Below are 20,730 nucleotides of genomic sequence, written 5' to 3' on the forward strand. Positions count from 1 at the left end.
AAGGATTAAATAACATTAAATAATTGATTCAGAGATTTCGCATTTAAAAATTTTTAGAGTGATAGACACGTTGATTTATAAAATTTAACTAAGAGCAGCTAGAAATATGTGATTTTCCGTTTTTTACTGGAAATTGAAAGAAAAAATTTGCAAAATAAAAGCATCCTTTCTATAATATGTTTTGCGATAACCTAAATAGAAAGGATGCTGATAAAATGAACAAAAGTTATTTAAAACAAATGCTTATCTACTTCTCTAAGATATACCATCTTGGAGAAAAAATCAATACCCTAAAAGATAAAAGAGCAAAATCTTCAGTAAAAATTTCAACAGTTACCTTTGTAGTATTATTTGGATTTATACTTCAAATAAGGAGTTTTAATAGGTTGGAACATTGGCTTAAAAAAGGTAAATTTAAAAAAGTATTACCTAAAAAGACTAAAATTCCTCGTATTGACACTATTAGGCGTGTTTTAAGTAATTTTGATTTAGATGGCTTAAATGAACTTAATAATAGTATAATCAAGACAAGTACAAAAAATAAGGTTTTTAGAAAAGGAACTATAGATGGACTAAAAGTCGTTGCAATAGATGGTGTAGAGTTATTTGAAAGCACTAATAAGTGCTGTGATAATTGTCTTACACGAGTCCAAAAGGACGGGATTACTCATTACTTTCATAGGTCAGTAATATGTGCAACTGTAGGTTCTGATCCACATCTTATCATAGGTCAGGAAATGCTTGAACCTAAAAGAGATGCTTCAGATAAAGACGAAGGAGAAATCACAGCAGGCAAGCGTCTAATTAGAAAATTGCATAAAGAATTTCATCATTTTGCAGACATTATAGTAGCTGATGCATTATATTGCAAATCTACTTGGATTAAAGAAGTATTATCAATAGGGATGGATGCAGTAGTAAGGGTTAAAGATGAAAGACTTAATATAGTTAAGGATGCACTTGGTTTATTCAAGTGTCGAAAAGCAGATAAAGAATGGACTGTTAAGAAAAAAAGTAATAATTATATTAAAATAAAGGCCTGGGACGAAGACAATTTTCAAATGCCTAATTCCGACATAGAAGTAAGGTTTATAAAATTTATAGAAGAAATACATAGCTCAGGCAAAGTAGAAATAAAAGAATCATGGATAATAACTACCTCTAAAGTTACTTCAGTAGAAACCCTATGGAAAATAATACATAAAAGATGGGAAATTGAAAACAATGCTTTTCATCAACTAAAAACAGAATGGCATTTAAATCACTGTTTTCTGCACAGTCCTGAGGGTGTAGAAACTGTGTTAATGTTTATAATAATAGCATTTAATTTGATGCAATTATATTTCTTCAGGTGTATAAGAAATTTTAGGGAAAAGCATATGCTTCAAATAGATATTATTGAAGATATAAAAGATGAGATATTTATCATAGAAACTGGATGGAGTAATCCACTGTTTGTGAAGACATAATTTGAAACAAAACTGGAAATTCATTATTAAAATTCATGGGGTAAGGGGAAAGTACAACTTTTTTAGCATCTAAATGGATTTACTATTACCATATATTCAACTAGATGTAAAATATAAAAATTCTTGTAAAGATAAATTTTTTGCTGGAATTTTGATGCGAAATCTCTGTAATTGATTCATGAATATTGACAACTTAGCCGGTATATGATATACTTTATATTGTTCCCGGCTTGGAGAGGTGTCCGAGGGGTTTAAGGAGCTGGTCTTGAAAACCAGTGTCTCTTAACGGAGCCGTGGGTTCGAATCCCACCCTCTCCGCCATGAATTTAATATTAAAATAGATTGTAGCTGACATGGAGAAGTACCCAAGTTGGTGAAGGGGCGGTCCTGCTAAGACTGTAGGTCGGGGATAACCCGGCGCGAGGGTTCAAGTCCCTCCTTCTCCGCCATACATAGGCTACTTTTTTTGTTGAAAAAAAGGCGCAATTGCGCCTTTTCATTTTTTATCATTACCTATTATGACGGTGACATCTGCACTGCTTAATTTTTCATCTTTTAATACGTTTTTTATTGATAGAGCATTGGCAACTTTGTGGGCTTTATCAATGCTGGTATTTGCGTAAACGCATGATTCATCGTAATTTTTCGCATCAGCATTGGCGATTTTGACTACGTTAAAGCCAAGATTTTTAAGTTCATCAGCGTACTTTGCAGCCAGTCCTTGTACTTTTGTTCCATTGTAGACCGCAACAGAAATGGTATTATTTATAGGTGAATACGTTATTTGCGAGACTGTGCTTACAGAATCATTGTTTAGGCCGTCTCCAAACATCTCTGATGCCACTTCCATGGCTTTTTGCTGGTCTACAAAATAATAGCTGTAATCACCCATGTATCCGCCTTCTCCTGGCACTATAGAAGTATTTATGTTTTGAGGCTTATTCTTGACGAAGTCCAATGCGTACGTTGTGATATCTTTTGCTGTCAAATCTGTTTTTAAGTTTTTGCTTAGTGTTATGGCCAGAGATGGAATCTTCGTTATTATGGTAGGTGATGTGACTTTCTTTATGAATGATTTCAAAAATTCTTGCTGAGCATTTATTCTTCCTATATCGCCATCTGCATAGCCATGTCTATAACGAACAAATTGCAAAGCTTCTTCACCATCTAATACTTGAAGTCCCTTCTTTAGGTTTATGTGAAGTGGTGGATTTGCCACGTTATCGTCGTATTTCATGTTAAACGGTATGTTTACCTCGACACCACCTATGGTGTCAATTATATCTTTGAAGCCATCATATGTTAAAATGACGTAGTTGTCTATTTTTATTCCCAACAGACTTTCCACTGCATCTTTTAAACCGTCTATTTTCTGCTCGGAATAAGCTGCATTGATTTTTTTCTCAGTTGGTGCATTGTAGCCTGGCCTTGGATAATATGTATCGCGTGGAATCGATAACATATCGATTTCTTTTTTATTTGCATCAAAGCTTGCCACGAATATAGTGTCAGAGAGACCATCGGCATCACCGACAAATAGTATATTTTTTTTGTTCTGACTACTGTTATTTTGTTTAGACGTTTTAACTTGATTATTGGTTGTGACAGGATTTTCTTCTGTGTTTACAACGTTTAAATTTCTATAAAACATAAATGCACCTGTGCCAATAGATAAAGCGATTCCTAAAATGACAAGGAGGGAGATTTTTAAAGCCCTTTTCATCCATATATCACATCCTCATTAATCATCATTTTCTATTTATTTCTAATATACATTATATGCCTAAATTAATCAATAAAAATCGCTTTGCATTTTATAAAATGGATATATTATAATAGTGTCAAGAAGTACATTTTAGGATGGTGATTTGTTTGAAAAGAGGGAATTTGGCAATAATCATTTTATTGATATCAATATTTTTAATTGTAGCTTTATTTGCAAGCCTTGCAAATCTTATTGTGGACATACAGTGGTTTAACAGTTTAAATTATTTAGGGGTATTTTTTAAGAAGTTTTTAACACAGCTTACTATAGGTGTACCATCGTTTGTAGTAATCTTTATCCTTTCTTATTTCTACCTGAATAGAATGGTTAAAGACTATGCAAAGTTTGCCCAGGACATTGAAATCAAAAGTGTACGCAAAAGATTTAGAGGTGTGGTGATAGGCATATCGATATTTGTAAGCTTTTTGATTTCTGTATTTATCTCTGCAAATTGGTGGAACGACTTTTTGTTTTACATAAATTCTGCGAATTTCGGCGTGAAAGATCCGATTTTTAATAAAGACATAAGCCTTTACATGTTTAGACTGCCATTTCTTTTAGATGTATATGATTTGCTTATTATCATAATACCGATACTCATAGTCGCCACTATAATTGTATATGGGCTTATGTACTTATCCGATAAGACCAGGTTTTATGAGATATCAGACAGAGGAGGTTTTTTTAGAGCTATTTACAACAAAGAGATACTGATGATAGCTTTTAGGCAAATTGCCGTTTTGGGATTTGTATTTTTTGCCGTTCTTTCATTGGGTTATTACTTAAAAGCGTATGGCATATTGTACTCTAAAAGTGGCGTTGTCTTTGGCGCAGGCTATACAGATGTTCATGTAAGGCTTTTGTTTTACAGGATTTTAATGTTGGCATCAATAGTTTCCGGCATTTTGTTTATGATTGGTGCATTTAGGCAAAAACTTAAATACATAATAGCATCACCTGTAATAATCGTTGCCATCATGATCTTATCGACTGTATCACAAGTGGTTGTTCAAAGTTTCATTGTTGCGCCAAACGAGCTTGACAAGGAAAAGACTTATTTGAAGTACAATATTGACTTTACTCAGAAAGCATTTGACTTAAATAATGTTGAAGAGAAAAATTACGATTTAAGCGGTAATATAGACAAAAAGGTATTAGATGAAAACCAAGATACTATAAACAATATCAGGATAAATGATTATAGGCCTGTAAGCCAAATATACAACCAGCTTCAAAGCATAAGGCTTTACTATAAATTTAATGACATAGATATCGACAGGTATATGATAAATGGAAATTACAGGCAGGTCTTTATATCTGCGAGGGAGATGAATCTTGACAATCTGGCAAGCCAAGCGAAAAATTGGATCAACATGCACCTTAAATATACACATGGGTATGGCGTTGTGATGTCAACCGTAAATGATGTAACGGCTACAGGGCAGCCAGACATGGTGATAAAAAATATTCCGCCAGTGAGCAGCACAAATATAAAGATAACGAGGCCAGAGATATACTTTGGAGAGCTTACAAACACGTACGCAATAGTAAATACAAAGACAGGTGAATTTGATTACCCTTCAGGCGACACAAACAAAGAAAATTTTTACTCTGGCAAATCAGGCATACCTATGACGTTTTTAAACAAGCTTTTGTACACTATTTATACTGGCAATATAAAAATACTTTTATCCACTGACATTACGCATGATAGCAGGATGCTTCTTTTTAGAAACATAAAGGATAGAGTTCAAGGGATAGCTCCGTTTTTGATATACGATGATGATCCATATATAGTAGTAGATAATGGTAAACTGTATTGGATGATTGATGCATACACTTATTCTGGAAACTATCCCTATTCAGAGCCTTATGGGGATACAGGCATAAATTACATAAGAAATTCTGTCAAAGTCGTCGTTGATGCTTATACAGGTGATGTAAAGTACTATATATCTGACAAAAATGACCCTATAATAAAGGTGTACAGCAGGATATTTCCCGGGCTATTCAAAAACATAGACGAGATGCCTAAAGGCTTAAAAGCTCATATAAGGTATCCTCAGTATATGTTTGATATACAAGCAAGCGTTTATAAAAATTATCACATGTCAGATCCGCAAGTCTTTTACAACAAAGAAGATTCTTGGGACATAGCAAAGGAGAAATTTACAGGTAAGATAGAACCGGAAGAGTCACAGTATGTCATAATGAGGCTTCCAGGAGAAAAAACTGCTGAGTACGTTTTGATGATTCCGTATACACCAGCCACGAAAGATAACATGGTGGCTTGGATGGCAGCAAGGATGGATGGCAATAACTATGGAAAACTGGTAGTCTATAAGTTTCCAAAAAGCACTGTCGTGTATGGGCCTATGCAGATTGAGAACATGATCGATCAAGATCCGAATATTTCAAAAGAGATGAGCTTGTGGGATCAAAAAGGATCAAGCATCATAAGAGGCAATTTGCTGACACTGCCGATTGACGATTCTATGCTTTACGTTGAGCCTATCTATATACAGTCATCAAATGAAAATGCAATACCTGAAGTGAAAAGGGTCATTCTGGCGTACAAAGATAAAATCGTAATGGAGGATACGCTTGCAAATGCATTAAACAAGCTATTTAATTTGCAAGCTCCAACACAGCCACAGGTTCCACAAGTGCAGACGAATGAAACCCAGCAAGAGCTTATAAAGAAGGCAAATGACATATATAATAATGCAATGAATGCTTCAAAAAATGGCGATTGGACAGATTTCGGTAAAAATCTCGATGAGCTTGGAAACGTGCTTAATGATTTAAACAATAGCATAAAAAAGTGATGATGAAAAGTGCACTGCTAATTAATATTTGGCGGTGCACTTTATTTTTTGCATTAAAAGTGGAGATACTAAATGTAGGTGATGTTAAATGGAAATACTGCAGTCAGAATTAAAGATAGAAAATTTGATAAAAGAAACAGAACATATATTTGAAAAATTAATGAGCTTCAATGAGATTTTATCAAATGATGTGACAAAAATTGATGCAAAATTAGAAAAAAGCGAAAAAGAAATTAAGGAGTACATTGAAAGTCAATTTGAAGAAAATAACGATAGAAAATATCTAATAAGTTATTTGAGAAAGGCTGACAATCGATTAGATAACTTAAAAGAAATAGAAAACATGATTTACTCCAATATCGATGAATTAGGTAATGACGTAAAAACTCTAAAAGACAATCTGGATAACATGAAAAAGACACTATACAAGTTAAAAGATCTTGAAAGAGATATTAGCTCTATGAAAGCTGTAATCGAAAAGGATGTGCTTTTAAACATAGAGCTAAACAAAGAAAATACACCTGAAAAGGTAGAATACGTGTATGACTTGCCGCCGCAACTTGTAAACAATCTAAATACGGCGTTAAATAATTTGTACATCGCTAGAGAAGGAATGAATAGGATAAAAATATACGAAGACATTGTAAATAATTTGGAAAATTTTCAATAGTAAAATTTTCATTTACTAATTCTAATCATAAAGGGAATATTAAATAACGGGGAAATTTTTTAAAGGAGGGTTTACATTGAATAGGAGAGAATTTGAGGATTACCTAGGTGAAAAAGTAAATAGCGAAGTGTCTGAAGAATTAAGTGCAAGATTTGGCAAAAACAATCAAGCACAGCAACAAGCTCAACAACAGGCACAGCAGCAAGCACAGCAATTTCAGCAACAATTGCAGAGCATGGGCATAAATGTCACACCGCAGCAATTCCAGCAATTATTAAATCAAGTAAAAGCTCAAGCGCAACAACAGCAGCAGCAGACAGATATGCAGGTTCAGCAAGCATTACAACAGGCTATGGCTGCACTTCAACAGGCTCAACAAAGCATACAGGCAAACCAAGTATTTGCACAGATGAGCAAAATATTAGATTCATCAAATCAGCAATTGCAGCAGTTGACACCTCAATTGCAAGCTCAACAAGCTCAGCAAGCACAGGCCAATTTCTTAAACCAGCAAGCAAATCAGCAGAATACGACACAAACAGGAATGCAGTAATAAAGTAAGGGTTATAGATAAAAGTCTATAGCCCTTTTTAAGCGGGGATTAATTTAGCATTTGCAAATAAAAATAAATTGTGGTATTATAAAGTATGTAAGTGTGCGCCCGTAGCTCAGTTGGATAGAGCGTTTGACTACGAATCAAAAGGCCACGGGTTCGAATCCTGTCGGGCGCACCACTATGATATTGACAAATTTGAAATTTTATTTATAATATAAATCATGCGCCCGTAGCTCAGCAGGATAGAGCAACGGTTTCCTAAACCGTGTGCCGGAGGTTCGAGTCCTCTCGGGCGCACCATTTGTGTGATTAAGATGTACAACGAATTTATGAAGTCTGCTATAGATGAGGCTATACTAAGCTTTATGCTTGGAGAGATGCCGGTTGGTGCAGTTGTAGTTAAAGATGGCATCATCATCGGTAGAGGCCATAATCTGAAAGAAACAGAAAAAGATGCGACGCAGCACGCAGAGATCAATGCTATAAAGGATGCTTGCAAAAGCATTGGTGATTGGAGACTTAATGGTGCATCGCTGTACGTCACATTAGAGCCATGTCCAATGTGTGCAGGTGCGATAATAGAGTCCAGAATAAAAAGAGTGTATATAGGCGCAGAGAGCCGTGATAGCGGTGCTGCAGGCACTGTATATGATCTTTTAAATAAAAAAGCAGAAGTTTATTTTGGCATCATGGAAGATGAGTGCAAAAAACTGATAAATGATTTTTTTAGTAGACTAAGGTAATCTGGAGAGATGGCTGAGTGGTCGAAAGCGCTCGCCTCGAAAGCGAGTGGGCGGATTCCCGCCTCGTGAGTTCGAATCTCACTCTCTCCGCCATGGAAATATCATGGAGAGATGGCTGAGCTGGTCTAAGGCGCACGACTGGAAATCGTGTGTACCCTCAAAACGGGTACCGAGGGTTCGAATCCCTCTCTCTCCGCCATTAAATGTAATTCCCATCTTAATCCATAACATCCATTAAAAATTTCAATCCATGTGTTGATTTTTACATATAGACGATGTATAATAGGTCTTGCATTGCACAAAATAATGTTGTAAGTTGAAAAGGACTTACATGGCCGTACTAGATGGGGAGGTAGCGGTGCCCTGTAACCTGCAATCCGCTATAGCAGGGTCGAATTCCCGAGCCGAGGCATGATTACTGTAAGGCTGGCATAAGTAAGTGATTATGATATTCAAGTCCTCCGCAATGGAAATTTGTGAACCCCGCCAGGTCTGGAAGGAAGCAACGGTAAGCAAATACTTCCATGTGCCGGGGGAGTGCTTGAGTGGAGTTAACTGCTTATGTAACGCTTATGGTAACATGACAGAGTCGGGTGTGCGGCCTTTTTATTTTATTATATTTTACTAAAAAATTTTAATACGTACATAAAAAATATTTTATCAAAAAAATATTCTGATATTTAAAATTTGTGTAAAGTTTTTTTGCGCATTGTCGAAAATACTAATAGTGACTTTTACTGCTTAGGGAGGTATTTATGTTTAGAAGTTATCGCAATCGCTTGTTCGTCATAATATTCGGAGTTTCAGTCTTTGTATATCTACTTTCGTTTGTCCACATAGTAAAAGGCATAGGCAATAACATATTTGCTTCTTTTTTGATATTGTTTATTTCGGCTTTTATAGCAATGACAGAGTCAAAGCACTTGTCATATCCAATAGAAAAGTTGAATGAAGGCGTTAAACGTATAATAGATGGTGAATACGATTATAATATCGATATAGATGTTTCAGAAGAATTTGTAGAGTTATCAAGAAGTTTCAGAGAAATGTCACATAAGCTAAAGTCAACTTATGAAGAGTTAAAAAGGGAGTCTCAGGAGCTTTTAAAGAAAAACAACGAATTGCAAGATTACTATGCAGAGCTTGAGGCATCTTATGAGCAGATGGAAGCTGTGACAAACGAGCTTGAGAAATCGGAATCAAAGTATAGGACGTTGGTAGACAATATTTCAGATATTCTTTGGTTTACTGATAGTGAATATAATATAGAGTTTATTAATAATAGATCAGTAAGGTATTTAGATTATATGCCAGACGAGATGACAGGCAGAAAAATCACAGAATTCGTTCATGACGACGATAAGAAGATCATGGAAGATCTGATGAATGGCAGAATAAGCATGGCGGAAATAAAATTCAAAAAAAGAGATGGTTCAATACTCCTTACAGAAACGAGAGCCAAGGTAATAAAGAACAATGAAAATGAGATATTGGGAATTCAAGGCTTGTCGAGGGATATAACTGATTACAATAATGCGAAAAAAGAGATAATGGAGAGAAATAGGCAGATTCTGGCCATAGGAAATGTGACGCAATTGTTGACTAAAAATTTAGAACCTCGAGATGTTTTATATTCTATTGCTGAAAAAATATCCACCATTCTTTCTTCACCACTTTGTACCATAAGGACGATAAATGAGTCAGGAAGATTAGAGCTTATGGTAGCAGCAGGGGAATTGAGAGACATGCCTCTTTTAAAAGAGTTGTCGTTGTCGTCGGATGAAAATGTTAAGCTTCTTGTTTCAAAAGAGATTACTGTTTTGGATCCTAATAAATTCCCGATAGATGATAATTTGCTTTTGCGATTGAAAGAATTAAATGTAAAAAACGTGATAGCTGTTCCACTCATATCTAAAGATAAGGCTGTGGGAATCTTAAATATATTAACAACTTCAAAGCTTGCCAATGATATAAGCTTGTTGAGGTCTGTTGCTGATAGTGTGTCTGTTGCCATAGAAAATGCAAATCTATATGACGACATGAGGAATTGGTACTTTAGGACCATCGACGCTTTGGCTCATGCTGTTGAGGCAAAGGATAAATACACCAAGGGGCATTCACTTAGAGTTTCGAAGTACGCTGCAATTATAGCCGAAAGCATGGGACTGCCAAAAGATGAAATAGAAAAGATAAGGATCGCTGGTTTGTTGCATGATATAGGAAAGATAGGGGTGGCTGACAGTATACTTACCAAGCCTGGCAAGCTTACAAATGAGGAGTACGACAAGATAAAGCAACATCCAAAAATATCCAGAAAAATATTAGAACCAATTGGACTATCTAAGGATATAATAGATGGAATTGAAAAGCACCACGAAAGATACGATGGGAAAGGATATCCGTTTGGGCTTGATGACGACAACATACCGCTGATTGCTGCGATACTGTGCGTGGCAGACTCGTTCGATGCTATGACATCTGATAGATCGTATAGGAAGGGGATTTCCTTTGACGAGGCCGTAAATGAATTATTGAAGTACAAAGGCACACAGTTTAATCCGAGGGTTGTTGACAGCGTAATATCTATATACATGAGAGATAGAAAAAAGATGGAGAGGATAAAAATAGAAACGGAAGTAGCAAACTAAAAGGATATAGAAAAGTATCCTTTTTTTTGTTACAATTAAGTAAATGAGGTGTTTTTATATGTACCAATCACTGTACAGAAAGTATAGGCCCAGAAGCTTTGGGGAAGTTTTGGGGCAAAATCATATTGTCAGGACTTTAAAAAATCAGATAAAAAGTGGGCGAATAGGACATGCATACCTTTTTTGTGGTACAAGAGGTACAGGCAAGACAAGTGTTGCAAAGATTTTTGCAAAAGCTGTTAATTGCCCTAATAGCGTAGATGGGGAGCCATGCAACAAATGTCAGATATGCGAGTCTGCCAATAACAATTCTCTCATGGACATAATAGAGATAGATGCGGCATCGAATAACAGCGTTGATGATGTAAGGGAATTGAGGGATAACGTCATATATGCTCCTTCTTCATGTAAGTACAAGGTGTACATTATCGATGAAGTCCATATGCTGTCTGGCAGCGCTTTTAATGCCCTTTTAAAGACGCTTGAAGAGCCTCCGCAACATGCGATATTTATTCTGGCTACAACTGAGCCAAATAAGATACCTGCAACTATTTTGTCAAGGTGTCAAAGGTTTGACTTTAAAAGGATATCATCGAAAGTTATTTCACAGAATATAAAGAAGATAGCTGAAGACAGCCAAATAAATATAGACAGTAAAGCAATTGCACTGATTGCAAAGCATGGAAATGGCTCTATGAGGGATGCTATAAGCATACTTGAGCAGTGTGCTTCATACAACGATGTTTTAACGTATGATGATGTGTGTGATATACTTGGCACTGTAAATGATGATACATTGTTTGCTTTAGTGAATAGTTTAAACGATAGAGATGGAAAAGAAACCATAAAACAGATAGATAAGTTGATGCTTTACGGCATAGACGTAAATAATTTGGTGAAGGCTTTATTGTCTTTTTTGAGAGATGTGATTGTATATAAGACATGTGGTGATGAGTCAGAAGAGATATTAGAAACAGAGATAAATGATGTAATTAAGAAGGCTTCTTTATTTGACATGGCGTTTTTATCAAATGTGTTAGAGAAATTGATAGATCTTCAGGGAAAAATAAGATATGCTCAATCTCCAAGAATAATGCTGGAAATAACATTGCTTAAGCTTATAAATCCGGAAATCTCACCTGATATGGACAGTATTTTAGATAGACTAAGTATGTTGGAAAATGTGATTAAAAATGGAAAAGTAATGCCATCTGTAGAGAAGGATATTGTCGCTGATGATAAAACTTTAAAATCTGAGAGGGCTTTTGATGATGTAGTGGTAAAAAAAGAAGCGAAAAAAACTGATGATATAGTTGATAAAGTAGATAAGAGCATTGAGATAAATGTGAATGAAGTTTTCAAAAAACTATTAAGCATGATAAAGAAAGACAGACCGATGATTTTTTCTTTTTTAAGCTTAGGCAAACCGTATTTGAAAGATGGCAATTTTGTGATAGAATATCCAAAGGAGCATGTGTTTTACAAAGAAGAGCTTAATAAAATCGAAAATAAAGATTACATCAAAGATGCTATTAAAAGACTGACAGGTAATGATTACAACATAGTTTTTGCTACAGAAGAAAAAAATGAAGATGAACAGTTAATTGAGGCAGTAAGAAAATATTTTGGCGATGTAGAAATAATAGATTGATTAATCACTACTGAGTCAAAATTAGCATATAAATAAGAGAGAATACAAAATTAATTAGGAGGTATTTGGATGGCTAAAGGAGGATTTCCTGGCGGTTTCAACATGAATAACATGATAAAGCAAGCGCAGCAGATGCAGGAGCAAATGAAGAAAATGCAGGAGGAGCTTGAAAACAAGACGGTTGAGGAGTCTGCAGGCGGTGGAGCTGTAAAGGTAGTGGCAAATGGCAGAAAGGAGCTTATAAGCATAAAGATCGATCCGGATGTCGTTGACAAAGACGATGTAGAGATGCTGGAGGATCTTGTATTGGCTGCAGTAAATCAAGCTTTAAGAAGTGCTGAAAAGATGATTGCAGAAGAGATGGGAAAAATAACAGGAGGTTTCAACATACCTGGCTTGTTCTGAGGTGAATTAATTAATGAACGTATATTCGAGGTCATTGTCAAGGCTTATTGATGAATTATCAAGACTTCCCGGCATTGGACGCAAGACAGCTCAGAGGCTGGCGTTTTACATCTTAGATATGCCTTTAGACGATGTTGTTAACTTGTCTAATGCTATTTTAGAGGCAAAGAACAATTTAAGATACTGTAAAAAGTGCTATAACTTTACTGACAGTGAGCTTTGCAGTATATGCAGTGATGAGACGAGGGATACACATACCATATGTGTAGTTTCCGATCCCAAAGATGTAGTAGCGATGGAAAAGACGAGGGAATATCGAGGCTTATACCATGTACTTCACGGTGCAATATCGCCTATGGATGGAATAGGTCCAGAGGATATAAAGATAAAAGAGCTGTTGGAGAGGATAAAAGACGCTGAAATCAATGAAATAATATTAGCTACAAATCCAGACATAGAAGGCGAGGCAACTGCAATGTACATCGCAAAGCTTATAAAACCTTTTGGAATAAAGGTGACAAGAATTGCACATGGTGTACCGGTAGGCGGTGACCTCGAATACACAGATTCTGTAACACTGTCAAGGGCTTTAGAAGGCAGAAGGGAAATGTAAGTGATCGAAATTGAATCTTTTAACTAAAAGGTACTATGTTGATGTAAGAAAATGTGGAAAAGATAAAAAATCTAAAAATATGTATTGATTCTTAGCGTATAAAGTGATAATATAAATATCAACAAATTTAAAAGAGAATATTGAAGGCCTCTTATCAAGAGTGGTGGAGGGACTGGCCCGATGAAACCCGGCAACCGGCATTTATATGCGTTTGGTGCCAAATCCTGCAGGGAAAACCTGAGAGATGAGAGGAGTGGCGTATTTTGGCCCTCTTCTCATTGAAGAGGGCCAAAAATTTTTAGGAGGTATGCCACATGGAATTTAAGATTGGATTGTTGGGATTTGGAACAGTAGGAAGCGGAGTCTATAAAATAGTCGCATCAAGAAAACAGCATATAAAACAAAAAACGGGGTTTTATCCCGAAATAAAAAAAATACTAGTGAAGCATCCTGATAAGCCGAGAAATGTTAATGGTGTAGATGAAATACTAACAACTGATGCTAACGAAATCTTGTGTGATAGCGAAATAAGTGCAATAATTGAAGTAATGGGAGGAATTGATCCTGCTTACGAGTACGTAAAAAAGGCGATAATTTCTAAAAAACATGTAATTACTGCAAACAAAGAGTTAATAGCAAAATATGGAGACGAGCTTAGAAAAATGGCAGATGAAAATGGTGTATTTTTGAAATTTGAAGCAAGTGTCGCTGGAGCAATCCCCATTATACATCAAATTGAGAGGCTCAAAATAACCGATGAAATAAATTTTGTAGGAGGGATAATAAACGGTACTACAAACTACATATTGACGCAAATAACAGAAAAGGGAATGAAATATGATGAAGCACTTTTATCAGCTCAAAAAAGAGGTTATGCTGAAAGCAATCCGGATTACGATATAAAAGGATTCGATGCTTTGTATAAGCTTGTGATTCTCATAAAAAAAGCATTCGATGCTGATGTTTCTGCTAATTCAATATTGAGATATGGTATAAATGAAATAAAAAATGACGATATATATTATGCTGAAAAATTGGGATACAAGATTAAACCATTTGCATGGGCTAAATACGAGAAAGGAAACGTCTATGCGAGTGTAGAGCCTATATTGATAGAAGATAGCAACATTTTAGCAAGTGTTGGTGATGTAAACAATGCTGTTATACTGAGAGGAGACAGTTTTAAAGAGCTAATTTTTATTGGAAAAGGTGCAGGACAAATGCCTACAGGTGATTCGGTTGTTGCAGATTTAATAGATATACTATTGAATTATGATATAAAAACGAATCATACGTCTAAACGCATTTCAGTTTTTAATGGTAGTTTTACAGATGTATTTTATATAAAACTTAAACCATTTTACAAGTTTAATATAAAAAATATTTTAAAATTTTTTACTGATAATGGCGCTTCGTTTAATGAGTCTGTTTATGATGGAAATACTTTTGCGGCTGTTTTCAAGCTTTTTGATAATGATATAAACAGGTTTATAGAAAGTTTAGAAAACAAAAAAATGTGTACAATAGAAAGTCTCTTCAAAGTGTTGCATGATGACAATGAAGTGGATAATAAACAAGTTAATACAATACAAAGTGAAGTTATATAAAAATTATACAAAGTATGATGCACGTCATTAAATTAACGGAAAGTAAATTTAAATCTTGTAATGCGTTTGATATCTATCAACATAAAATTTTAACCAATATTTATTTTTACAATGAAATGAGGGATGAATATGACAAAGAATTTTTCGAAAAAGGACTTGATTAAAGTTATATTAGAAGATATAGATGATTCTGAAATGATTGAAGAAGATATTATTCATATGATTATTAATGAGAAAGTTGCTAAAGATGTTTCAAAAGAGCATGAAAAGCATTTAACTTTTGGAGACAGAATGTCAGATAAGTTAGCGGAATTTGCCGGAAGCTGGGTTTTTATAATAGGTTTTGGAATTGTGCTTTTTGCCTGGATCATTGCGAATAGTTTTATTTTAAAACGTCCTTATGATCCATATCCATTTATTTTGCTTAATCTTATTTTATCATGTCTTGCTGCAATTCAAGCTCCAATTATTATGATGAGCCAAAATAGGCAAGAAGCAAAAGACAGAATTCGCTCTAAAAATGATTATAAAGTTAACTTAAAATCAGAGCTAATTATAGAAGATCTCCATAAAAAGATAGATGAATTGCAAAAATTACACCAAGAATTACTTAATAAGATTGACACTTTAAATAAAATGTAAATTTTATATAAAATATTTACTTTAAAAACAAATCTATGATATAATTGTTGATGTAAGGTGATGGAGCTCACCATTAAATGCAATGATGCTGATGGCTCCTATTGGGTATACTAACTCAATAGGAGCTTATTTATTACTGTTTTATGAAAATGGAGGGTGATTTACATGGAATACGTCTATATAGGTGTTGGTGGTTTTTTTGGGGCAATTTTGAGATATCTAATTTCTACTTACTATCAAAGTATATTGCATACAGTATTTCCCGTTGAAACCTTTTTTATTAATATCTTTGGATCATTTTTGTTAAGCTATATTTCAAATTTATCCCTTGAAGAATTTAATGTAAATTTCAATATAAGACTTGCTATTACAACAGGATTTATAGGTGCTTTTACTACATTCTCCACTTTTACTAAAGAGACTATGGATCTAATAAGAAACGGGAAAATCGCTGTTGCGATATTGTATGTGCTTCTATCAATATTTATAGGATTTATCATGTCATTTATGGGATTTGAATTAGGAGATAAGACTGCAAAAATGATTAAAGGGCGTGAAGAAAATTGATGCTAAATATGCTGTTAGTAGGTTTAGGAGGAGTTTTTGGAGCAATATTGAGGTATGAAATATCAAGGCACATAAAAGAAAATAGGGAATTTGTAGTGCCATTAGAGACATTTATCATAAATGTTACTGGCGCTTTATTATTAAGCTTTTTATCAAGTCCTAAGCTTGTCCATCTATTTAATGACGATATAAAATTGTTTATCATGACAGGATTTATAGGTGCTTTTACTACATATTCCACATTTTCTCATGAGACAATAGATCTTTTTCGCAAAAAACATTATATACATGCATTTTTGTATTCATTTGTTACTGTCGTCGTTGGACTTATTGGCGCTTTTTTAGGATACTATATTGGAAGTTTGTTTTAAATAATGTATTATAGAAGTATAGAAGGAGGGGGTATGAGGTTTTGATATTAGACTATTTTAGATTGCTTTCAGCGTTATCGCTATCATTAGATGTGATGGAGAAAAGAAGTTTCGGACATGCCAGGAAAGTTGCCTATGTTGCCATAAGACTGGCACGAAATATTGGCGTTAAAGACGATGAAGAATATAAGATCTTTTATTCTGCTTTTTTGCATGATATAGGGAAAAGCGATGTAGTTGAGGACATTAACCATGACAGCACGTGGAAGCATTCCCTTAAAGGAAGTGAATTTGTAAAAGGGATGCCTAAAGGGGATGAGTTTTCCGAAATCATCAAGTATCATCATGAAAATTGGGATGGAAGTGGGCATTTCCATCTTAGTGGAAACTCTATTCCTTTAGAAGCACAGATAATATATTTAGCTGATCAATTTGATATAAGGTACAGCATTATATCCAAGAAACTCAATGAGTACGATACAAGGGAAAACATAAAGAAATGGCTTGATTTAGAATCCAAAAAGGCGTTTAATCCTCTATTGGTAAGCATGTTTAAAGATCTAATGAAGCAAGAAAAGTTTTGGCTGGATTATGAAAATTATAATCAGTTTGATGTCTTAAATCCGTACATAAGAAATGAAATTATGGTGATTGGAATAGATGATCTTGAGAGTATCGCCGAAGTTTTTTCAAAAATAATTGATAACAAAAGTCATTTTACGTACAACCATTCAAAAGGCATATCTGAAATTGCACATAAAGCAGCGATGCTTTCCGGATACGATCAAATTACAGTTCAAAAGGTGAAAATAGCAGGCCTTTTGCATGATTTAGGCAAATTGGCCATACCAAATGAAATATTGGACAAGCCGGGAAAACTTACTGAAGAAGAATTTACGACGATAAAGTCTCATACATACTTTACTAAAAAAATACTACGGGAGATAGGAGAAATTGATGATATAGCTGAGTGGGCTGCAAATCACCATGAGAAATTAGATGGCTCAGGGTATCCTGAAGGACTTACTGAAGAAGACCTTGATGAAATTTCAAGGCTTATGGCTGTTTGCGATATATACCAAGCACTAACAGAAGATAGGCCCTATAGAAAAGGTATGTCACATATTGAAGCAATCGATGTGATCTATAAATTGGTCAAGCAAAATAAGGTAGATGGGAAATCGCTGGAGATAATAAGAGAAATACAAAAAGTGAACAAATAAGTATACTCATCCATATAACTGTCAATAATATGGATGAGGAGGTATTATATGGGCACGCTATATAAAATTTTTAGGGAGATATCAGCTACAAAAGAAGAAACAAATGATGAAAATGATGCTTTGATAGATGAAGTGAAAAACACCATGAGACAGTTAAAAGATGCGGAAATGTATTTTCAAAGTGTCACAGATCCTGACTTAATTGATCAAGCTATTTACAATATAGAGTCATTGAGAAAGAAGTATACATATTTACTTAAAAAAGCTAAAGAAAATGGTGTGAATTTTGATAATTTCAATTCGCTTATATCATAATTTGTCCCCCTCTTAATATAATAATCATAGGATGTATTAAGGGGGAATTTTTATGAATTTAAGCATTGAATACAATATAATAATAGCATATGTAGTGGGACTTTTTTTATTATACATACTTGGGTGGTTATTGGTTGTACCGAGAAAATTTCTTATAAGGCTTATTTTAAATGGAGTAGTAGGAGCATTAGTCTTGTTTTTTATAAATATGGCTGGAAAGACATTTGGAATATATGTCGGCATAAATCCTATAACAGCTTTAGTTGTAGGCTTTTTAGGCATACCTGGAGTGATTTTGCTTATTGTGTTGCAGTATATCGTGTAATATAAATTTCCAAATAATTATAAGTGTAAATAATCTCCTTAATAGAAATAATAAAAAAGGTAATATTTTATTAAGGAGGTTGCAAAGATGACTGTAAAAAGCGATATCGAAAAGGCTGTTGCTGCAGCACAGTCTGCACTTGGAACGTACGCGCAGTTTGCCAGTGCAACAGATGATCCAGCAGCTAAGCAGATGTTTCAGCAGATGCAGCAAGATATGCAAAGGCATGTAAATATGCTAAACAATAGGTTGAATTATATAAATTCAAATAACAAACTAAATCAACAGCAGCAGGCCACACAGCAAGTGCAAAATATACTTTCAAATAAAAAATGAGTATTAGGGGCATCTATTGATGCCTCAAAAATTTTACATAAAATTAACATAAAACGAGAAAAATCCAAGCATTTATAAGATAATTAGACATAAAATGAATTATTGGCCGTAATTTGGGCAATAGGAGTATTGCAATATAAATAATAAATGTGGTATATTAATAGAGCACAGATTATTGGGCTATATGATGATTCTATTCACCACAAAATACCAGACAGAAAGCAGTTGACAGAGAGAAGATAATGTGGTAAGATAGACGATGTCGCGGAAAGCGGCGAGGGAAATGAACCTTGAAAACCGAACAGTGAGATATAAGAGCAAAGGATATAAACATGAGAGTTTGATCCTGGCTCAGGACGAACGCTGGCGGCGTGCCTAACACATGCAAGTCGAGCGATCCGGCACTCAACTAAGCGCTTACAGAAAAAAAGACAGAAAAGAAAGATAAAGCAAAAAGAGAGAAAAATGAGTAAACGCGGAGTTGAGTGCCGGATAGCGGCGGACGGGTGAGTAACGCGTGGACAATCTACCCTGTAGACTGGGATAACACCTCGAAAGGGGTGCTAATACCGGATAATGTCAAATGATGGCATCATCATTTGAAGAAAGGAGAAATCCGCTATAGGATGAGTCCGCGTCCCATTAGCTAGTTGGCGGGGTAAAAGCCCACCAAGGCGACGATGGGTAGCCGGCCTGAGAGGGTGAACGGCCACACTGGAACTGAGACACGGTCCAGACTCCTACGGGAGGCAGCAGTGGGGAATATTGTGCAATGGGGGAAACCCTGACACAGCGACGCCGCGTGAGCGAAGAAGGCCTTCGGGTCGTAAAGCTCAATAGTATGGGAAGATAATGACGGTACCATACGAAAGCCCCGGCTAACTACGTGCCAGCAGCCGCGGTAATACGTAGGGGGCGAGCGTTGTCCGGAATTACTGGGCGTAAAGAGCACGTAGGCGGCTATAAAAGTCAGATGTGAAAAACCTGGGCTCAACCGAGGGTATGCATCTGAAACTAAATAGCTTGAGTCAAGGAGAGGAGAGCGGAATTCCTGGTGTAGCGGTGAAATGCGTAGAGATCAGGAAGAATACCAGTGGCGAAAGCGGCTCTCTGGACTTGAACTGACGCTGAGGTGCGAAAGCGTGGGGAGCAAACAGGATTAGATACCCTGGTAGTCCACGCCGTAAACGATGGATACTAGGTGTGGGTGAGGAATCATCCGTGCCGGAGTTAACGCAATAAGTATCCCGCCTGGGGAGTACGGCCGCAAGGTTGAAACTCAAAGGAATTGACGGGGGCCCGCACAAGCAGCGGAGCATGTGGTTTAATTCGAAGCAACGCGAAGAACCTTACCAGGGCTTGACATCCACAGAATCTGGTAGAAATACCGGAGTGCCTCGCAAGAGGAGCTGTGAGACAGGTGGTGCATGGTTGTCGTCAGCTCGTGTCGTGAGATGTTGGGTTAAGTCCCGCAACGAGCGCAACCCCTGTTGGTAGTTACCAGCGTAAAGACGGGGACTCTACCGAGACTGCCGTGGAAAACACGGAGGAAGGCGGGGATGACGTCAAATCATCATGCCCTTTATGCCCTGGGCTACACACGTGCTACAATGGCCTGAACAGAGGGCAGCGAAGGAGCGATCCGGAGCGAATCCCAGAAAACAGGTCCCAGTTCAGATTGCAGGCTGCAACCCGCCTGCATGAAGACGGAGTTGCTAGTAATCGCGGATCAGCATGCCGCGGTGAATACGTTCCCGGGCCTTGTACACACCGCCCGTCACACCACGAGAGTTTACAACACCCGAAGTCAGTGACCTAACCCGGCACTCAAGTAGATATGGAATTATAGAGAAGAAAAGAAATAATCCGTATCTACTTGAGTGCCGGGGAGGAGCTGCCGAAGGTGGGGTAAATGATTGGGGTGAAGTCGTAACAAGGTAGCCGTATCGGAAGGTGCGGCTGGATCACCTCCTTTCTAAGGAGCAATCCTTACAAC

General features: G+C 36.0%; 18 protein-coding genes, 6 tRNA genes, 1 rRNA gene, 1 other RNA gene and 2 riboswitches. Of the genes, 25 read left to right on the forward strand and 1 reads right to left on the reverse strand.

All coding sequences use genetic code 11. The features are described 5' to 3' along the window. The first annotated feature begins 215 nt into the window (after window positions 1-215). The 3 genes from JJQ93_RS10210 (at window position 216) to JJQ93_RS10220 (ending at window position 1,918) form a co-directional block, all read left to right on the forward strand. On the forward strand, window positions 216-1,469 hold the full coding sequence (locus JJQ93_RS10210; protein WP_150201018.1) for a transposase: 1,254 nt from the start codon (window positions 216-218) through the stop codon (window positions 1,467-1,469). Window positions 1,470-1,701: 232 nt separating this feature from the next. Continuing rightward, window positions 1,702-1,790 (forward strand) — tRNA-Ser (locus JJQ93_RS10215). A gap of 34 nt (window positions 1,791-1,824) precedes the next feature. Continuing rightward, window positions 1,825-1,918: transfer RNA gene (locus JJQ93_RS10220), tRNA-Ser, on the forward strand. Between the two features lie 47 nt (window positions 1,919-1,965). Here JJQ93_RS10220 and JJQ93_RS10225 read toward each other — a convergent pair. Continuing rightward, window positions 1,966-3,192 (reverse strand): LCP family protein, encoded by a 1,227-nt coding sequence (locus JJQ93_RS10225; protein ID WP_085113271.1) that lies wholly within the window; start codon window positions 3,190-3,192, stop codon window positions 1,966-1,968. 149 nt (window positions 3,193-3,341) lie between these two features. Between JJQ93_RS10225 and JJQ93_RS10230 the strand changes: the two genes are divergently transcribed. The 22 genes from JJQ93_RS10230 to JJQ93_RS10335 all read left to right on the forward strand — a co-directional run bounded on the left by JJQ93_RS10230 (window position 3,342) and on the right by JJQ93_RS10335 (window position 20,709). After that, window positions 3,342-6,062 carry a UPF0182 family membrane protein gene (locus tag JJQ93_RS10230; protein WP_503010227.1) on the forward strand — a complete coding sequence of 907 codons (2,721 nt, stop codon included), beginning with the start codon at window positions 3,342-3,344 and terminating at the stop codon, window positions 6,060-6,062. A gap of 88 nt (window positions 6,063-6,150) precedes the next feature. Next, the gene (locus tag JJQ93_RS10235) at window positions 6,151-6,732 is read left to right on the forward strand and encodes a hypothetical protein (protein ID WP_085113273.1); all 582 of its coding nucleotides are present in this window, start codon (window positions 6,151-6,153) and stop codon (window positions 6,730-6,732) included. Window positions 6,733-6,808: 76 nt separating this feature from the next. Continuing rightward, window positions 6,809-7,285, forward strand: coding sequence for a hypothetical protein (locus JJQ93_RS10240; RefSeq protein ID WP_274893700.1), 477 nt, complete (start codon window positions 6,809-6,811; stop codon window positions 7,283-7,285). Window positions 7,286-7,389: 104 nt separating this feature from the next. Continuing rightward, window positions 7,390-7,466: transfer RNA gene (locus JJQ93_RS10245), tRNA-Arg, on the forward strand. A 45-nt stretch (window positions 7,467-7,511) separates the two neighbouring features. Then, a tRNA-Arg gene (locus JJQ93_RS10250) sits at window positions 7,512-7,588 on the forward strand. A 14-nt stretch (window positions 7,589-7,602) separates the two neighbouring features. Then, window positions 7,603-8,031 (forward strand): nucleoside deaminase, encoded by a 429-nt coding sequence (locus JJQ93_RS10255; protein WP_085113284.1) that lies wholly within the window; start codon window positions 7,603-7,605, stop codon window positions 8,029-8,031. A gap of 3 nt (window positions 8,032-8,034) precedes the next feature. Next, window positions 8,035-8,124: transfer RNA gene (locus tag JJQ93_RS10260), tRNA-Ser, on the forward strand. Window positions 8,125-8,136: 12 nt separating this feature from the next. Next, window positions 8,137-8,230 (forward strand) — tRNA-Ser (locus JJQ93_RS10265). A 136-nt stretch (window positions 8,231-8,366) separates the two neighbouring features. Further along, an RNA gene (ffs, locus tag JJQ93_RS10270) (signal recognition particle sRNA large type) lies at window positions 8,367-8,632 on the forward strand. Between the two features lie 154 nt (window positions 8,633-8,786). Next, a complete protein-coding gene (locus JJQ93_RS10275; protein WP_274893701.1) occupies window positions 8,787-10,679 on the forward strand; it encodes an HD domain-containing phosphohydrolase in 1,893 nt (630 codons plus the stop codon). 58 nt (window positions 10,680-10,737) lie between these two features. Then, window positions 10,738-12,330: a DNA polymerase III subunit gamma/tau gene (gene dnaX, locus JJQ93_RS10280; RefSeq protein WP_274893702.1), complete on the forward strand. Its 1,593-nt coding sequence runs from the start codon at window positions 10,738-10,740 to the stop codon at window positions 12,328-12,330. Window positions 12,331-12,399: 69 nt separating this feature from the next. Beyond that, window positions 12,400-12,735 carry a YbaB/EbfC family nucleoid-associated protein gene (locus tag JJQ93_RS10285; protein WP_013786874.1) on the forward strand — a complete coding sequence of 112 codons (336 nt, stop codon included), beginning with the start codon at window positions 12,400-12,402 and terminating at the stop codon, window positions 12,733-12,735. 13 nt (window positions 12,736-12,748) lie between these two features. Then, a complete protein-coding gene (recR, locus tag JJQ93_RS10290; RefSeq protein ID WP_013786875.1) occupies window positions 12,749-13,348 on the forward strand; it encodes a recombination mediator RecR in 600 nt (199 codons plus the stop codon). A gap of 148 nt (window positions 13,349-13,496) precedes the next feature. Further along, window positions 13,497-13,599, forward strand: a riboswitch (SAM riboswitch). 63 nt (window positions 13,600-13,662) lie between these two features. Further along, the gene (locus tag JJQ93_RS10295) at window positions 13,663-14,955 is read left to right on the forward strand and encodes a homoserine dehydrogenase (protein WP_085113277.1); all 1,293 of its coding nucleotides are present in this window, start codon (window positions 13,663-13,665) and stop codon (window positions 14,953-14,955) included. Window positions 14,956-15,084: 129 nt separating this feature from the next. Continuing rightward, window positions 15,085-15,597 (forward strand): DUF1003 domain-containing protein, encoded by a 513-nt coding sequence (locus JJQ93_RS10300; RefSeq protein ID WP_085113278.1) that lies wholly within the window; start codon window positions 15,085-15,087, stop codon window positions 15,595-15,597. A 47-nt stretch (window positions 15,598-15,644) separates the two neighbouring features. Further along, window positions 15,645-15,705, forward strand: a riboswitch (Fluoride riboswitch). 57 nt (window positions 15,706-15,762) lie between these two features. Then, on the forward strand, window positions 15,763-16,164 hold the full coding sequence (gene crcB, locus JJQ93_RS10305) for a fluoride efflux transporter CrcB (RefSeq protein WP_274893704.1): 402 nt from the start codon (window positions 15,763-15,765) through the stop codon (window positions 16,162-16,164). Next, window positions 16,164-16,535, forward strand: a complete 372-nt coding sequence (crcB, locus tag JJQ93_RS10310) for a fluoride efflux transporter CrcB (protein ID WP_085113280.1) — start codon at window positions 16,164-16,166, stop codon at window positions 16,533-16,535. Before crcB (JJQ93_RS10305) ends, crcB (JJQ93_RS10310) begins: the two co-directional genes overlap by 1 nt. Window positions 16,536-16,576: 41 nt before the next feature. Continuing rightward, on the forward strand, window positions 16,577-17,758 hold the full coding sequence (locus JJQ93_RS10315; RefSeq protein ID WP_085113281.1) for an HD-GYP domain-containing protein: 1,182 nt from the start codon (window positions 16,577-16,579) through the stop codon (window positions 17,756-17,758). Between the two features lie 48 nt (window positions 17,759-17,806). Then, on the forward strand, window positions 17,807-18,073 hold the full coding sequence (locus JJQ93_RS10320; RefSeq protein WP_013786879.1) for a DUF2508 family protein: 267 nt from the start codon (window positions 17,807-17,809) through the stop codon (window positions 18,071-18,073). Between the two features lie 52 nt (window positions 18,074-18,125). Then, a complete protein-coding gene (locus JJQ93_RS10325) occupies window positions 18,126-18,398 on the forward strand; it encodes a pro-sigmaK processing inhibitor BofA family protein (protein WP_274893705.1) in 273 nt (90 codons plus the stop codon). A gap of 87 nt (window positions 18,399-18,485) precedes the next feature. Further along, window positions 18,486-18,734, forward strand: a complete 249-nt coding sequence (locus JJQ93_RS10330) for a DUF1657 domain-containing protein (protein WP_013296629.1) — start codon at window positions 18,486-18,488, stop codon at window positions 18,732-18,734. 328 nt (window positions 18,735-19,062) lie between these two features. Then, a 16S ribosomal RNA gene (locus JJQ93_RS10335) occupies window positions 19,063-20,709 on the forward strand. Window positions 20,710-20,730 lie beyond the last annotated feature (21 nt).

It is taken from the genome of Thermoanaerobacterium sp. R66 (assembly GCF_028895185.1).
In the GTDB taxonomy this organism is placed as follows: Bacteria; Bacillota; Thermoanaerobacteria; order Thermoanaerobacterales; family Thermoanaerobacteraceae; genus Thermoanaerobacterium.